13 protein-coding genes are annotated in these 12,813 nt (G+C 74.3%); 11 read left to right on the top strand and 2 right to left on the bottom strand.

Annotated elements, in window-relative coordinates; all coding sequences use genetic code 11:
- Positions 1 to 25 precede the first annotated feature (25 nt).
- From ACZ4U4_RS19150 to ACZ4U4_RS19170, 5 genes are all read left to right on the top strand, one after another.
- A complete protein-coding gene (locus ACZ4U4_RS19150) occupies positions 26 to 310 on the top strand; it encodes a DUF397 domain-containing protein (protein ID WP_467875487.1) in 285 nt (94 codons plus the stop codon).
- A gap of 112 nt (positions 311 to 422) precedes the next feature.
- Entirely contained in the window at positions 423 to 2,393 is a 1,971-nt protein-coding gene (locus tag ACZ4U4_RS19155; RefSeq protein ID WP_467875490.1) for a hypothetical protein, read from the top strand.
- A gap of 127 nt (positions 2,394 to 2,520) precedes the next feature.
- Positions 2,521 to 3,435, top strand: coding sequence for a metal-dependent hydrolase (locus ACZ4U4_RS19160; protein WP_467875493.1), 915 nt, complete (start codon positions 2,521 to 2,523; stop codon positions 3,433 to 3,435).
- Position 3,436: 1 nt separating this feature from the next.
- Positions 3,437 to 4,561: a PDR/VanB family oxidoreductase gene (locus ACZ4U4_RS19165; RefSeq protein ID WP_467875496.1), complete on the top strand. Its 1,125-nt coding sequence runs from the start codon at positions 3,437 to 3,439 to the stop codon at positions 4,559 to 4,561.
- A 36-nt stretch (positions 4,562 to 4,597) separates the two neighbouring features.
- On the top strand, positions 4,598 to 5,296 hold the full coding sequence (locus ACZ4U4_RS19170) for a TetR/AcrR family transcriptional regulator (RefSeq protein WP_467875499.1): 699 nt from the start codon (positions 4,598 to 4,600) through the stop codon (positions 5,294 to 5,296).
- A 51-nt stretch (positions 5,297 to 5,347) separates the two neighbouring features.
- On the opposite strand, the gene ACZ4U4_RS19175 is transcribed toward ACZ4U4_RS19170, so the two are convergent.
- The gene (locus ACZ4U4_RS19175) at positions 5,348 to 6,313 is read right to left on the bottom strand and encodes an alpha/beta fold hydrolase (protein ID WP_467875502.1); all 966 of its coding nucleotides are present in this window, start codon (positions 6,311 to 6,313) and stop codon (positions 5,348 to 5,350) included.
- 117 nt (positions 6,314 to 6,430) lie between these two features.
- Between ACZ4U4_RS19175 and ACZ4U4_RS19180 the strand changes: the two genes are divergently transcribed.
- The 3 genes from ACZ4U4_RS19180 to ACZ4U4_RS19190 all read left to right on the top strand — a co-directional run bounded on the left by ACZ4U4_RS19180 (position 6,431) and on the right by ACZ4U4_RS19190 (position 7,848).
- Positions 6,431 to 7,045 (top strand): TetR/AcrR family transcriptional regulator, encoded by a 615-nt coding sequence (locus ACZ4U4_RS19180; protein WP_467875505.1) that lies wholly within the window; start codon positions 6,431 to 6,433, stop codon positions 7,043 to 7,045.
- 81 nt (positions 7,046 to 7,126) lie between these two features.
- Positions 7,127 to 7,624: a DUF2975 domain-containing protein gene (locus ACZ4U4_RS19185; RefSeq protein ID WP_467875508.1), complete on the top strand. Its 498-nt coding sequence runs from the start codon at positions 7,127 to 7,129 to the stop codon at positions 7,622 to 7,624.
- A complete protein-coding gene (locus tag ACZ4U4_RS19190; RefSeq protein WP_467875511.1) occupies positions 7,624 to 7,848 on the top strand; it encodes a helix-turn-helix domain-containing protein in 225 nt (74 codons plus the stop codon). The genes ACZ4U4_RS19185 and ACZ4U4_RS19190 overlap by 1 nt, the downstream gene beginning before the upstream one ends.
- Positions 7,849 to 8,029: 181 nt before the next feature.
- Here the strand turns inward: ACZ4U4_RS19190 and ACZ4U4_RS19195 are convergent, their stop codons facing one another.
- A complete protein-coding gene (locus ACZ4U4_RS19195; RefSeq protein ID WP_467875513.1) occupies positions 8,030 to 8,860 on the bottom strand; it encodes a thioesterase family protein in 831 nt (276 codons plus the stop codon).
- An 872-nt stretch (positions 8,861 to 9,732) separates the two neighbouring features.
- On the opposite strand from ACZ4U4_RS19195, the gene ACZ4U4_RS19200 reads away from it, so the two are divergent.
- From ACZ4U4_RS19200 to ACZ4U4_RS19210, 3 genes are all read left to right on the top strand, one after another.
- Entirely contained in the window at positions 9,733 to 10,719 is a 987-nt protein-coding gene (locus tag ACZ4U4_RS19200) for a GNAT family N-acetyltransferase (protein WP_467875877.1), read from the top strand.
- Positions 10,720 to 10,919: 200 nt separating this feature from the next.
- The gene (locus ACZ4U4_RS19205; protein ID WP_467875516.1) at positions 10,920 to 11,429 is read left to right on the top strand and encodes a GNAT family N-acetyltransferase; all 510 of its coding nucleotides are present in this window, start codon (positions 10,920 to 10,922) and stop codon (positions 11,427 to 11,429) included.
- A 229-nt stretch (positions 11,430 to 11,658) separates the two neighbouring features.
- Entirely contained in the window at positions 11,659 to 12,801 is a 1,143-nt protein-coding gene (locus ACZ4U4_RS19210) for a serine hydrolase domain-containing protein (RefSeq protein WP_467875518.1), read from the top strand.
- Positions 12,802 to 12,813 lie beyond the last annotated feature (12 nt).

Here is a 12,813-nt window from a genome sequence, read left to right on the forward strand (position 1 = left end):
ATCACGTGAGTGAGGGGACAACGGCATGAGCGCCGCAGCGGAGCAGGAAGCAGCCGACCGGGAAGCGGCCGAGAGGGCGGCGGCGAAGGAGGCCGAGAAGGTCTGGCTGTACGGCCTCGACATCTCGGACGCCACCTGGCAGCGCGCCCCGGGTGACGCCGAGGAGGCGGTGGAGATCGCGTTCCTGGAGCGCGGTGCGGTCGCGATGCGTAACTCCACCGAGCCGGATGTGGTCCTGCGCTACACCAAGGCGGAGTGGGACGCGTTCGTGCTGGGCGCCCGGGACGGCGAGTTCGACCTGGAACTCTGAACGCCCCTGTGGCGGGCGGCCGTTGACGGCCGGGCCCGCAGCCCCTTCCGGTCACCCGTTCCGGCCTTTGGGCCGGCGGGTGACCGGCCTCGTTTTCGCTCGTTCACCGAGCGTGAAACAGCAGTCGACACCCTCCCGTCAGGACAGCGCCCCCGAGGGCCGCGTCGCCGAGCAACCGGCCGGCCGGGCCCCGGACGGCTTCGACGCGCTCGACGTCGAAGAAGCCGAGGAAGCGCTGGTCACGCACTATCCGCGGCTGGTGCGGCTGGCCTATCTGGTGCTGCCGCACGGTGGCGTGCGCGACCGCCGGGTGCGCGCCGCGCACGCCGTCACGCAGCGTGCTCTTCCGCGCCGCCGTACCGCCACGGAGTCCCTGCCGCTGCCCGGCCCGCGCGGCCCTCTGGAGGCGGACGATCTCGGGTACGCGGTGCTGCGGATCCGGGTGGTGCGGGAGGCGCTGGCGGTGGCGGGCGGCCGGTGGCGGCGGGCCGGGCCGTTGCCGCGGGTGTGGGGGGTGCGGCTGGCGCCGCGGTCCGGCGGCGTGGCGGAGTCGGCGCTGGAGCGGGAGTTGGCCCAGTTGTCGGCGGCGGGGCGGGCCGCGTACGTCCTGCGGGAGCTGGAGCGGCTGACCGCCACGGAGGTGCTCCGGACGCTGGAGGCCGCCGGGGTGCGCGACCCGGAGGTCGCGGCGGTGGAGGCGGAGGAGGTGGCGGCGCCGGGTGCGGTGCGGGGCCGGTCGCTGCTGGAGTCGCCGGAGTTCGACGCGTGTGTGCTGCAGGCCCGGCCGACGGATCTGATCCGGCGGCGGCAGCACGGCCGGGCGCTGCTGGCGGCGGGCGTCGCGGTGGTGGTGTGCGGGGCGCTGCTGGGGTTGCCGGGGCAGGGCTGGGGGCCGCAGGGCGCGGCGGCGCCGCCGTACGCGGAGAACGCGGCGGCGCGGGCGGCGCTGGATCCGGCGCGGTTGGCGGTGTCGTCGCCGACGGCGTGGAAGTCGGCGGCGCGGGAGGACTTCGCGGCCTGGCCGGCGCGGGGCGACCGGGTCGGTGACAAGGCGTTGCTGCGGCGGGCGCTGGCGGTGTGGGCGCGGCCGGGGCCGCAGGTGAAGGTGGGGGCGACGCCGGGCACGGCGTCGGGTCCGGCGGCCGGTCCCGCGCAGTTGCTGTTCGCGGGGACGGTGGACCATGCGGCGGTGGTGCTGCTGCACGACGGGCAGCGGGTGGTGCGGTACGCGGAGGCGGCGGACGGTTCGACGGATGCGGGTGCGGCGCTGGACTTCGCGCGGGTGGACGGTGCGCAGGGCGCGTCGGCGGCCGTGCTGGCGGTGGGCCGCACGGCCCGTAACGTCCGCTACCTGACGGCGCCTTGGGCGTCGTCCGTACGGCTGGTGGATCTGCTGAAGCCTGACGCGCCCGGGGAGCGGCTGGCGGTGGACGGGCAGGGGCTGACCGCTCCGGCGCCGTCGCCGGGCCCGTCCGGCGGGTGCGATTCCTGGCCGGCGCTGCGGACGGACGGTGCGCTGCTGACCGATCTGGGCGAGACGACCCCGGCGCGGCTGACGTACGGGACGCCGCAGGCGCCGGGTGCGGTGGACGGTCCGGAGGGGCGGACGGCGTGGGCGCGGACGGCGTGTCAGCTGCCGGCGCTGCGGGGCCTTGGGGTGCAGTCGGTGAACGCGTGGCCGTTCGCACGGCAGACGCTGCCGGGCGGTTCGGGCACGGCAGCGTGGCTCTGCGCCCGGGCGGAGACCTGGCGGGGTCCGGGCGGCCGGACGCTGTCGGTGTTCCAGCCGCCGGCGCCGTCCGGGCAGCCGTATGCGACGGGTGCGGTGACGGCGGCGGCCGAGGGCGGTACGGCGTGCGGTCCGCGGGCGCCGCGGGTGCTGGCCGGGGTGTTGTGGAAGTCCGGGGGCGGCGCGTGGTGGCTGCTGGCGGCCGGCAGCCGGGAGGTCACGTCGATCGCGGCGACCGGCGGGGTGCAGGGCGGCGCGGCGGGGCGGCTGCTGGCGCTGCGGGTCCCGGCGGGCAGCCATGCGCAGCTGGCGGGCCGTCTGAAGGACGGTGCCCGGATCGACGGACTGGGCTGAGGGGCGGCTGACCGCCCGTAAAAGGCGGAGGGACGGATCCCGGGAGGCGGTGGACCACGCCGTTCTCCCGGGATTTTCCCTGTCCCGGGGGTGTTGCCAACGCCTTACCTCCCAGTAAATTGACGCCATGTCTAACAAGGCGTCGCCGCGGCCCGAGCCGGTCGCACAGGAGCATGTGCCGCTGAAGGCCCGCAACGTCGCGTTCGACTGGGCCGGCACCCCTCTCCACTGGGTCCCCGGGGACCCGTCCACCACCCACACCATCAATGTGCTGCATCTGCTGCTGCCCGCCGGTGAGCGCTGGTTCGTCCACGTCTACCGGCAGGCGCTGCCGCTGATCCGTGACGCCCGGCTGCGGGAGGACGTCATCGGCTTCATCGGGCAGGAGGCGATGCACTCGCAGGCGCACGACGGGGTGCTGCCGCATCTGCGGGCGCAGGGCCTGGACCCGGAGCCGTACACCGCGCAGGTTGACTGGTTCTTCGAGAAGCTGCTCGGCGACCGGACGCTGCCGCCGGGGCGGGCGCGGGCGTGGTGGCTGCGGGAGCGGATCGCGCTGATCGCGGCGATCGAGCACTACACCGCCTTCCTCGGCGACTGGGTGCTCAACGCCGAGGCGCTGGACGCGAAGGGCGCCGACCCGGTGATGCTGGACCTGCTGCGCTGGCACGGTGCGGAGGAGGTCGAGCACCGGTCGGTCGCCTACGAACTCTTCCTGCACGTCGACGGCGGCTACCGGCGCCGGGCCCGCACCTGGGCGCTGGCCTTCGGCGCGCTGGTCTTCCTGTGGCAGCGCGGGATCCGCTTCTTCATGGCGAACGATCCGACGCTGCGCGACGGCAAGGCGTCCGCGAAGGACTTCTGGCGCGGTGGCCGGGAGGGCGTGCTGCCGGATCCCGCGGCCATCCTCCGGGCCGCCCCGCAGTATCTGAGCCCGTCGTACCACCCCTCGCACCACGGCAGCACCGCGCAGGCCGCGGCCTATCTGGCCCGCTCCCCCGCCGCGGCCTGTGCCGAGGCCGGATCCCCTGGAGGCGCCTGAGATGTCCGTCGTTCCTCTCTCCCGTGCCGTACGGTCCGCGCTGGCGGTGGGCGGTGTGGCCGCGGCGCTGCTGGCGCGTTCCGCGCTGCGCCGCCGCATCGCGCGGTCGCCGCTGTGGCCGATGCCGGCGCTGGAGGAGCCGGTCTCGGGCCGGGGCGGCGGCCGGGGCGCCGGCGGGCTGCGGCTGCGGGTCGCGGAGCGCACCGAGGCGGCCGAGGGCGTGGTGGCGCTGCGGCTGACCGGCGAGCGGCTGCCGGCCTGGGAGCCGGGCGCGCACCTCGATCTGGTCCTGCCGTCGGGCACCGTGCGGCAGTACTCGCTGTGCGGGGATCCGGCGGACGCGGGTGCGCCGGGCGCCGGGTCGTACACCGTCGCGACGCGGCTGATCGCGGACGGGCGGGGCGGTTCGCGGGAGGTGCACGAGGCGCTGCGCGAGGGCGTGGAGGTGGAGGTGCGCGGCCCGCGCAACCGCTTCCCGCTGGCCGACGCGCACGCGTACCTCTTCGTCGCGGGCGGTATCGGCATCACGCCGCTGCTGCCGATGGTGCGGCAGGCCGAGGCCGAGGGGGTGCCGTGGCGGATGGTGTACGCGGGGCGTTCGCGGGCGTCGATGCCGTTCCTGGCGGAACTGGAGAAGCTGGCGGGCGGGGAGCGGCTGACGGTGGTGGCCGAGGACACCGACGGGCGGCCCGATCTGGCGGCCGCGCTGGCCGCGGCGCCGCCGCACGCCGCGGTGTACTGCTGCGGCCCGGATCCACTGATGGACGCGGTGGCGGCGCTGCTGCCGGACGGCCCGGAGGGGCTGACGCTGCACACCGAACGGTTCGCGCCCGCCGCCGCGCCCGAAGCGACCGCCGGGGACACCCCGTTCGAGGTGGAGCTGGCCCGCACCGGCCGCACGGTGACGGTGGAGCCCGGCACCAGCGCGCTGCGGGCGATCCGTGAGCAGGCGCTGCCGGATCTGCTGTACTCCTGCGAGCAGGGCTTCTGCGGGACGTGCCAGCAGCGGGTGCTGGCGGGCGAGGTCGACCACCGCGACGAGCTGCTGACCGACGCCGAGCGCGACGGTTCGATGCTGCTCTGTGTGTCCCGGGCGCGGGGGGCGTCGCTGACGCTGGACCTGTGAGCGGGGCGGGCGCCCCGGGTCGTTAAGGTGTGCGCCATGACGACCGGGGCGCGCCGCAGGATGGGCGTCGAGGAGCGGCGGGAGCAGTTGATCTCCGTCGCGCTCGACCATTTCAGCCACCGTTCGCCCGAGGACGTGTCGATCGACGAGATCGCCGAGGCGGCCGGGATATCGCGGCCGCTGGTGTACCACTACTTCCCGGGCAAACAGCAGCTGTACGAGGCCGCGTTGCGGCGCGCCGCCGAGGAGCTGACGGCGCGGTTCGAGGAGCCGCACGAGGGGCCGCTCGGGGCGCGGCTGCTGCGGGTGATGGAGCGGTTCTTCGACTTCGTCGACGGGCACGGGCCGGGTTTCTCGGCGTTGATGCGGGGCGGTCCGGCGATCGGTTCGGGCCGCACCGGCGCGCTGATCGAGGGCGTGCGCCAGGCCGCGTACGAGCAGATCCTGGCGCATCTGGAGGTCACCGCGCCGTCGCCGCGGCTGACGCTGGTGGTGCGCTCGTGGGTGTCGCTGGCGGAGACCACGGCGCTGCTGTGGCTGGACGGCCGCACGGTGCCGCGCGGGGATCTGGAGCGGCAACTCGTCCACGATTTCGCGGCGTTGGCGGCGGTGAGCGCGGCGTACGACGACGGGATGGCGGACATCGTCCGCGCCTTCCTGGAGAAGGAGCCGCCGGACGGGATGTTCGCGGATCTGGCGGTCCGGCTGCTGGCGCTGGCGCCGCAGCGGGCCTGAGACGGGACCGGGCACGGCGGGCCGTATCCCGCCGTGCCCGGTGCGCACCCGTCACGCCCTCCCCTGCGCGCCGTCCCCTTCGCGGGCCGCGTCGTCGACGCCGTCCAGGTAGGTGAGCATCCGGGCGTTGACCTCGTCGGCGTGGTCGAACTGCGGGCCGTGGCCGGTGCGCTCCAGGATGACGGCGTGGGCGCCGGGGACCAGCCGCGGGACGCGTTCCACCTGCCGCTTCGGGTCGAGGAGGAGGCTCCGCCGGCCGAGGACCAGGTGGAGCGGGGTGCGGAGGGTGCGCATCTCGTCGTCGGTGAGCGGCCGGGGCGCCGGGCGGCGGATGCGGTGGGCGCGGACCCCGGCCCGGACCATGGCGCGCAACTCCGGTACGACGAGGACCGGTTGCTCCAGCCAGGCCGCCAGACGGGGCCGGAGCGCCTTGGGCGCGGCGGTCGCGAAGAGGCTCACGAAGACCCAGGCGAAGAACCGCAGCCCCACCTTCTCCAGCCCGCCCGGGTCGATCAGCGTCGCGGAGGCGAGGCGTCCGGGCCGCCGGTGCGCCATGTTGAGGGTGAGCCAGCCGCCGTACGAGGCGCCGATGAGGTGGACGCGGTCGAGGGCGAGTCCGGCGAGCGCCTCGTCCAGCCACTGCGCGGCGCGTTCGGGCTGGTGGAGCGGGGCGCGGTGCACGCTGCGGTTGGCGTCGCCCGGGGTTTCGAGCGCGTAGACGGTGCGCTCGGCGGCGAGCGCCGGGGTATTCGGGTACCACGTGGCGGCGCAGCCGCCGGCGCCGTGCACCAGGACGACGGGGGTGCGGTCGGCAGCGCGTCCGGCGGCCGCGGTGCCTTCCTCGGGCCCGTAGCGGTAGACGTGGGTGGTCCCGAACGAGGTCTCCACGTCGTACTCCGCGCGGGCGGGCGCGCCCAGTGCGTGGACGGCGTCGCAGGCGGCGAAGTACCGGTCGCGCAGGGCGTCGTTGACGTAGCGGCCGATGTCGGCCGGGGCGCGGGTGGCGGTGTCGGACACGGTGGCACCTCCTGGGGGCCTCGTTTTCGTGATACGACCGTACCACGTTGGCGATACGGCGGTACCATGAAAATCCGAGGCCGCAGCGGCCGGACGGACCGACCCCGGGGAGCACCGATGCCCAAGCGCGTGGACCACGACGAACGGCGCGCCGAGATCGGCCGGGCCCTCGTCCGGGTCGCGGCCCGCCGCGGACTCCACGCCGTCGGCATGCGCGACGTCGCCGCCGAGGCCGGAATCTCCCTCCGCCTGGTGCAGTACTACTTCCAGACCAAGGAGAACCTGCTGCTCCACGGCCTCCAGCAGCTGACCGACGAGTTCAGCGAGCGGGTGACCGCACGGGTCCGCGCGGCCGGCGAGAACCCCGGACCACGCGCGATCGTCGAGGCGCTCCTCACCACCTCACTCCCCACCGACGAGGAGAGCCGCGCCTTCCACCTCGTCCTCACCTCGTACGCCCTGCTCGCCGTGACCGACGAGGCGCTCGCCGCCCAGCCCTACCTCCAGCGCCCCGACGCCGCCGAGGACGCCGTGACCGGACTGCTCGAACAGGCCCGGGAGGCCGGACTCCTCGTCCCGGACACCGACGCACGGACGGAGGCGATCACCCTGCTCGCACTCGCCGCCGGGCTGGGCACGAGCATCCTCACCGGCCAGCGCACCCCCGAGTCGGCCACCGAGGTGCTCCGGCATCAGCTGAACCGGATCTTCCGCGTACCGAAGGCGAGTTGACGCCCCCCGGCGGACAGCCCACTTCTCCACACCTCTCGCATATCGATTGACTTTCGATGGAAACCCATCGATATTCGATACATGCACCGACTCCTCATCGTCGCGCTCAAGGCCGCCATCGCCGCGGCGATCCTGTTCGGCCTGTTCGCGCAATGCGTGATCATCCCGGGGACCGCCGCCGAAGAGGTCGACCGCTTCCCGCCGTACGCCCCGTTCGCCGTGCCGTACGCGGCGATCGCCATCGCCGGGGTGGCCTGCGTCCAGGTGGGGCTGATCGCCGTGTGGCGGCTGCTCGCCATGGTGCGGCGCGGCGCGCTCTTCACCCCGCGGGCCTTCCGCTGGGTCGACGTCATCATCGGCGCCTCCCTCGTGGCCACCCTGCTGGCTGCCGGGGTGACCGGGCACCTCTCGCTGGCCTCCATACCCTCGCCCGACGACGGCATGGAGGTCATCGGCGCCCTGGGTGCGGCCCTCGCGGCCGTCGGGGTGGGTGCGGCCTTCGCGATGCTCGTCGTCGTCATGCGGGGCCTGCTGCACAAGGCGACGGAGCTGCAGAGCGAGATGGCCGAGGTCATCTGATGGCGATCATCGTCGACCTCGATGTGCAACTCGCCCGCCGGGGCCTCTCGGTGGGGGAGTTCGCCGCCGCCGTCGGCATCACCCCCGCCAACATCGCGGTCCTGAAGAACGGCCGCGCCAAGGCGGTGCGGTTCACCACGCTCGACGCGATCTGCCGGGTCCTGGAGTGCCAGCCGGGCGAGGTCCTGCGGTGGGTACCGGACGGGGAGGGGCGGGAGGGGTAGGGGTAGGGAGGGGAGGCGGGGGTGGGAGGGGGCGGGGGGGGGGAAGCCCCCGGTGATTTCACTCCCGCCGGCGCCGCCCCTCCAGCCCGTCCCTCTAGCCCGGCCTTCCAGCCCTCCGGCCGGAGGCCCCCGCAGGGCCGGGCGGGCAGGCGCCCATGACCGGCCCGGCGCGCCTCCGGGGTCAGCCGACAGGCATGGGCCGGACGGTGAGGATCTGTTCCGCGTGGCCCACGGGGCCGTGGAGGTCGTGCAGGATGCTGCTGGTGACGCCCTGGCCGGTGGGACCGAAGGTGACGCTGGTGTCCAGCCCGGTCCAGGGCCCCCGGGGCGTGCGGTGCAGGTGGATGGTGAGGTCCACGTTGGGGAACATCCACGCGGCGGGGTCCTGCTGGACGGCGATGCCGTTGGCGGTGTCCACGAACGTGAGGTAGGAGGCGAGTTCGCTGCGCGGCTCGCCGGCGACCAGATCGACGGTGGACGAGATCCACGCCTGGTTACGGCCCTTGCGCTGCGACGGGATCCGGCGGGCGTCGAGGGAGGCGATGTAGCCGCCGCCCCAGGTGTCGCCCATCGTCCACGGGGCGAGGGTGTCGGGGTGCGGGAGGGGCTCGAAGGGCGTGTCGGTGACGGCGGTGGTGTCGAGCGAGGCGAGGAGCCAGGCGCGGGCGCGGACGACCGGGCGGTCGCCGATCCGCAGGACGGCTTCGAGGAGTTCGATGGTCCGGCCCGGCCGGATCGTCTCCACGGTGACCTCGCACTCCTCGAAGGCGATGCGTCCGAGGATGTCGTAGCTGATCCGGGCCATGGCCAGCCCGGATCCGGGGCGCTCGGCGAGGTGACGCTCGAGGACGTGCGCGAGGAGTCCGGAGACCGGACCGAAGTGCTGTTCGTCGAGGCTCCAGGCGCCCTGGGCATGGGGGGTCGGCTTGTAGTGGTGCTCGTCCGTGCGCTCGTAGTAGCTCTCGCGACTGCTCCGACGGGGGCTTTCATGTCCGGTGGGGGCGATGGTCACAGGCGATTCTCCTCACGCGGGACAGATCATCGGTCGGGCGGGGAGCCGACCGGGCGGGCCACCCGGCCGCGCCGTCCGGCCCGTGCAAAGGAGAGTAAAGGCCCCGGTGTTGCGTGGGCAGGGGCCGTGATCGATTCCACAGGTCGGCGCAGGTACCGCTGCCCGTCAGGGGCCGCGCCCCGGCCGCCCCGGCCTGCCGCCGGCTCCTCACTCCCCTGCCCGTACAGCCCTCCGTACGCCCTTACGTCAGCAATCGCACGGTGGCGTTCCTCGGCACGCCTCGGTCCGCCCGGCCGGAGGCCCGGGCACCTGGCGCCCCGGGCCCACGCGCCCGGCGCGGGCTGATCCGGTGGCACAGCAAGCGGGTACGTCCTGCGGCACGGCAGGTGAGTACGTCCTGCGGAGCAGCAGGCGGGCACGGCCTACTACGGAGCTGCCCGCCCACGGCTCCGGCCCGTCGGAACCGGTGTGCCACCGTTCCGTCCACCCCTACGCGTCCGGCTCCCGGAAAAGGGTTTGCGGTCGCTGTTCCGGCTCGGAAAGGTGAGTCCTCGGCCCGCCCGCAGGTGTGGCCGACGGCCGCGACATCGGAAGGAGGGGGCAGGCATGACCACCGCTGTCACCGCGCCCGCGTCCTCCCGGGACACGGAATCCCGCTGATCCCGGAGGGGCGGGGCGCCCCGTAGGAGTGCGCCTTGACCACGCAGGAGAACCACCGACGCGCGAACGACCGTCCGCGCCCGACCTCCAACCCGAGCAACCACCGGAGCACCCCCCTGAGCAACCCGGACCACGCCCTCGACTCCCCCGGCACAGCAGAGATTCCCCCGGAGGCCGCTCCAGGCAGCCGGGCCGGGGCGGGCGGCCTCGTGCTGCGCGCCCTGCGCGGGCCCGAGGAGTTGAACCTCTTCTGCCGCCTCCCGTACGTCCTCAACGACGAGGTGGCCGGCGACCTCGCGGAGGGGCGCCGGAAGCCGTCGTGGATGTGGGTGGCGCTCCACGGTGACCGGGTGCTGGCGCGGGTGGCCTGGTGGTCGTGGCCGGGTGAGGAGGTCCCGGCGCTGCTGGACATCTTCGATCTCGATGACGCGGGCGCCGCACCCGACGGCTCCGGGACGACCGCCGCGGGCCCCGATCCGTTCGATGCGGGGGTGCGGCTGCTGCGCGCCGCGTCGTCCGCCGTGTTGCCGGAGGGTGTGCGCCCCGAGTACCTGCGGTTCCTCCCGCCCGGTTGGCGTGCTGATCCGGTGGAGCGGCGTGCCGTGGAGAGCCGTATGGCGGCGCTGGAGCGGACCGGTGCCCGGCTGTTCGTCGAGCGGTTGCGGTGGGAGTGGACCCCGCACGATGCCGCGGACGCACCAGGAACCCTGGAATGCGGGGCCGGTCCCGTACGCGCGCCCGGCCCGCTCGTCTTCCGGCCGCCCCACGACCGAGAGGAGTTGCTGGGGCTGATGGCGGCGGTGCTGGACGGCACGTTGGATGCGCACAGCCGGGCCGCGGTGGGGCGGATGTCCGCGCGGGAGGCGGCGGTCCGGCAGTACGAGGAGGAGTTGGTGCGTTACCGCAGCCCGCAAGGGTGGTGGCGGGTCGCGGTGCTGCCCGGTGGGGAGCCGGTCGGGTTCGTGATTCCGGCGCGCAACGACTACCACGCGATCATCGCCTACCTCGGCGTGGTGCCCGCGCACCGCGGTCGCGGCTACGCCGACGCCCTGCTCGCGGAGGGCACCCGCGTCCTGGCCGCGCAGGGTGTGCCCCGCATCCGCGCCGCCACCGACCTCGGCAACGCCCCCATGTCGAACGCGTTCCGACGCGCCGGATACCGGAATTTCGCGGACCGTATCGATATGACCTGGGACTGACCACCGACCTGAGACCGAGCCACCCTGGAACGACTGGAACAGCCGGACGGCCGGGACGGCTGGAACAGCGGCCGGAACGACCCGAACGGCTGGAACAGCTGACAGCTGGAACGACTGGAACGGCGGCTGGAACAGCCGGAACGACCAGAACAGCTGGACAACCGCAACCGCACCGTCCACCCCCCACTCCCTGGAATGCCATGACCCCCTGGATCACCCGCCCCGAAACCCCCGCCGACGTCCCCGCCGTCCGGGACATCAACCTCGCCGCCTTCCCGACCCCCGAGGAGGCGCGGATCGTCGAGGCGTTGCGGGCCGATTCCGGGGCGTGGATCGACGGGCTGTCGTTCCTCGCGCTCGCGTCGGACGGGACGCCGGTGGGGTACGCGCTGCTGACCCGCTGCCAGGTGGGCGGGCGGCCGGCGCTCGCCCTCGCGCCCTGTGCGGTGGTGCCGTCGGCGCAGCGGACGGGCGCCGGGTCGGCGGCGATCCGGGCGGCGCTGGACGCGGCCCGGGCGCAGGGCGAGAACCTCGTGGTGGTCCTCGGCCACGCCACGTACTACCCGCGGTTCGGGTTCGTGCCCGCCTCCCGGTTCGGCATCCGCGCGCCGTTCGACGTGCCGGACGAGGCGCTGATGGCGATGGCGCTGGACCCGGATGTGCCGGTGCCGTCCGGGACGATCCGCTACCCGGCGGCGTTCGGCGTCTGACGGCCGGGAAGGCGAGGCGCCCGATGGGGTCTCGCCCCTCAACTCCGGCCGTATAAGCGCGAGTTGGCGCCATTTTCGATGGCGCCCCACGCTGCACGTGCCGTCTTCCGGGCCGGTCCCGTCGTACGGAAATCCGTTCGTGTCGGGGCGGGTGGCGCCGTACGGTGTCGCGGTCGGCGGCGGGCGGGGTGCCGCGCGTCGGGAGCGTACGGGTGGAGGGGCGGGACCGGTGGAGCGGTGTCGGGGCGAGGTGGACGAGGGCTTCGGGGGCGTTGCCGAGGTGTTCGCGCGGAACTTCGCGGACTTTCCGGAGCTGGGCGCGGCGGTCACGGTGTTCGTCGGCGGGCGGAAGGTCGTCGAGCTGTGGGGCGGGACCGCCGACGCGCGGACGGGGCGGCTGTGGCAGCGGGAGACCGCCGTGCCGGTGTTCTCGTGCGCCAAGGGCCTGGTCGGGGTGTGCGTACAGCTGCTCGTTCAGGAAGGGTTCCTGAACATTGACGAGCCGATCGCGCGGTACTGGCCGGAGTTCGCCCGGCACGGCAAGGAGGAGATCACCTGCCGGATGGTCCTCGGGCACCGCGCCGGGATACCGGTCCTCGACCGGAAGCTGACGTTCGAGGAGATCGCCGCGTGGACGCCGGTGGTCCGTGCCGTCGAGCGGCAGCAGCCGCTGTGGGAGCCGGGTGCGTCGTACGAGTACCACGGCCATGTCTTCGGGTTCGTTCTCGGTGAGGTGATCCGGCGGCTGACGGGGCTGACGCCGGGGGCGTATTTCCGCCGGGCGGTGGGTGATCCGCTGGGGCTGCGGGCCTGGATCGGGCTGCCGGAGGCGGAGATGGCGGGCCGGGCGGTGCTGACGGAGGCGGCGGGGCGGCCCGCGATGCCGGGGCCGGAGCATCTGCTCACCCGCATCGTGACGATGAACGGTGCGCTGGTCTTCCCCGGCACCGACGCGCCGTACGGCTGGAACGATCCGGCGCTGCTCGGCGCGGAGCTGCCGGGCGCGGGCGCGGTGGCCTCCGCGACGGGTCTCGCCGGGCTGTACGCGGCGGCCGTCACGGGTCTGGGCGGGCACGGGCGGTTGCTGACGCCGGAGTCCGTGACGGATGTGGTGCGGGAGCTGTCGTCCGGCGCGGGCTGGCTGGGGTTCGACGCCGGGGTCCGCTGGGGTGCGGGGTTCCTGCTGGATGCGCCGTTTCGGCCGATGCTCGGTGCGCGCAGCTTCGGCAGCGACGGTGCGGGCGGCCAGTTCGCGTTCGGTGACGATGCGTACGGCGTCGGCTTCGCGTATGTCGCCAACCGCATGATCGGCCATGGCGACGCCCGGGCGAACCGGCTGGTGGCGGCGGTGCGGGGGTGTCTGGGGGCGTGAGCGGGTGGCGGT

This window comes from Streptomyces sp. NPDC029159, assembly GCF_055564055.1.